This is a genomic window from Marilutibacter maris (assembly GCF_006546735.2).
Classification (GTDB): domain Bacteria; phylum Pseudomonadota; class Gammaproteobacteria; order Xanthomonadales; family Xanthomonadaceae; genus Marilutibacter; species Marilutibacter maris.
Genome location: NZ_VICD02000250.1, coordinates 1 through 2,461, shown reverse-complemented (window position 1 = coordinate 2,461; position 2,461 = coordinate 1). Strand labels below are relative to the sequence as shown.

General features: G+C 73.8%; 1 protein-coding gene. It reads left to right on the top strand.

What is annotated here, in order from left to right:
• The coding region (glnE, locus tag FKV24_RS14505) for a bifunctional [glutamate--ammonia ligase]-adenylyl-L-tyrosine phosphorylase/[glutamate--ammonia-ligase] adenylyltransferase (protein ID WP_141482894.1) at nucleotides 1–2,461 on the top strand (2,461 nt) is incomplete at both ends.

Genomic DNA, 2,461 nt, shown 5'->3' with positions numbered 1-2,461 from the left:
GCGGCGACTGGGGCGCGCTGTTGCGCCGTCACCGCGCCGCCGAGTCGACCCGCCTGGTGTGGCGCGACGTGCTCGGCCTCGACGACGTCGCCGCGACCCTCGCCGGCACCACCGGCCTGGCCGAGGACTGCCTGCGGGTCGCGCTGGACGCGCTGGAGCTGGAGTTCGCCGGCCGCCACGGCATGTTCCGCGACGACAGCGGACGGCCGCGGCGGCTGGTGGTGTTCGGCCTGGGCAAGCTCGGCGGCGGCGAACTGAACTTCAGTTCCGACGTCGACCTCGTGTACGGCTACGACCTGGACGGGGTCGCCGATCCGCAGGCCAGCGACGGCGAGCGCCCGCTGGCGGCGGAGACCTGGTACGCCCGGCTCGGCCAGCAGTTGGCACGCCTGCTCGACGAGGTCACCGGCGACGGCTTCTGCCATCGGGTCGACCTGCGCCTGCGGCCCTACGGCAGCGCCGGCCGGGTCGCCTGGTCGTTCTCGGCGATGGAGCAGTACTTCCAGCACGAGGGCCGCGACTGGGAACGCTATGCCTGGCAGAAGGCGCGTCCGGTGGCCGGCGACATCGAGGCCGGCGAGCGCTTCCTGGTCGCGCTGCGGCCGTTCATCTACCGCCGCTATCTGGATTTCGGCGCGCTCGACGGCCTGCGCACGATGAAGGCGGCGATCGCCGCCGAGGTCGCGCGCAAGGAGCTGGCCGACGACATCAAGCGCGGGCCCGGCGGCATCCGCGAGATCGAGTTCCTGGTCCAGGCGCTGCAACTGATCCGCGGTGGCCGCGAGCCGGCGTTGCGCGGCCGCGCCCTGCTGCCGACCCTGCACGCGCTGGTGCAGGCGCGGCAGATGGAGGCCGCCGCCGCCGAGGCGCTGGAGGAGGCCTACCTGTTCCTGCGTCGGCTGGAGAACCGCCTGCAGATGCTGGCCGATGCCCAGACCCATGCGCTGCCGGAGGACCCGCTCGCCCGCGATCGCATCGCCGGCGGGCTGGATTTCGACGGCTGGGACACGCTGCGCGAGGCGCTGGACCGCCGCCGCGAGGTGGTCGGCGCCGAGTTCGCCGCGTTGCTGGCGCCGCGCCGCAGCCAGGCGGCGCCGGATGCGCTGGCGCTGTACTGGCGCGCGCTGCCCGACGCCGGCGCGGCCGACACCCTGGTCGAGGCCGGTTTCACCGATGCGTCCTCCGACGCCGAAGAGGCCGATGGCCTGTTGCGCGACCTCGCCCGCAGCCCGGCGGTGGCGGCATTGTCGGACCGGGCGCGGGCGCGCCTGGACCGGGTCCTGCCGGCGCTGCTGCAGGGCGCTGCCCAGGCCAGTCATCCGATGCTCGCGCTGCGCCGCTTGCTGACGATGCTGCACAACATCCTGCGCCGCAGCGCCTACCTGGCCCTGCTCGACGAGCAGCCGGCGGCGCTGGCGCGCATGGTCGAAGTGGTCTCGCAAAGCGCGCTGCTGGCCGAGCGCCTGGCGTTGCATCCGCTGCTGCTGGACGAGTTGCTCGACGCGCGGGTGTCGGGGCCGCTGCCGGGCCGCACCGAGCTGTTCGACGCCTGCGCCGGCGTGCCCGGCGGCGGCGATGCCGAGACCGTGCTGCAGGCGCTGAACGAAGTGCGCCAGGCGCTGAGCTTCCGCATCGCGATGGCGTTCCGCGACGGCCGCCAGGGCGCCGAGGCCAGCGCCCGCCAGTTGGCCTGGCTGGCCGACGGGGTGGTCGCGCGGGTACTCGCGCTGGCCTGGCAGGAGGTCGCCGGCAATCACGGCGAGGTGCACGGCGCGCGCTTCGTGGTGCTCGGCTACGGCAGCCTCGGCGGCGAGGAGCTGGGTTTCGGCTCCGACCTGGACCTGGTGTTCCTGTACGACGCCGACCCGGATGCGCCCTCGGACGGCGCCCGCCCGATCGAGGCCTCGCGCTGGTTCTCGCGGCTGGCGCAGAAGATTGTCGCCCTGCTCGGTGCGGTCACCGCCGCCGGGCGCCTGTTCGATGTCGACGTGCGGCTGCGCCCGGACGGTGCCCAGGGGCTGCTGGTGTCGAGCCTGGCCAGCTATTCGGAATACCAGCGCGAGCGTGCCTGGACCTGGGAGCACCAGGCGCTGGTGCGGGCGCGGATGGTCGCCGGCGGCGCCGGCCTGGGCGACGATTTCGAGCGGGTGCGCGCGCAGACCCTGTCGCGCGCGTGCGACCCGGACCGGCTCGCCGACGATGTGGTCACGATGCGGCGACGGATGCGCGCCGAGCTGGATCGCAGCGATGCGGCCTCCTTCGACCTCAAGCAGGGCGAGGGCGGCCTGGTCGACCTGGAATTCCTGCTGCAGGCGATGGTGCTGCGGCATGGCCTGGAGCACCCGGCACTGCTGGAACCACGGCATACGCCGGGACTGATCGATGCCGTCCGAGAGGCCGGGGTGTTCGACCCGGCGACGACGGCGGACCTGCACGCGGCCCATGCCTACCTGCTCGACCT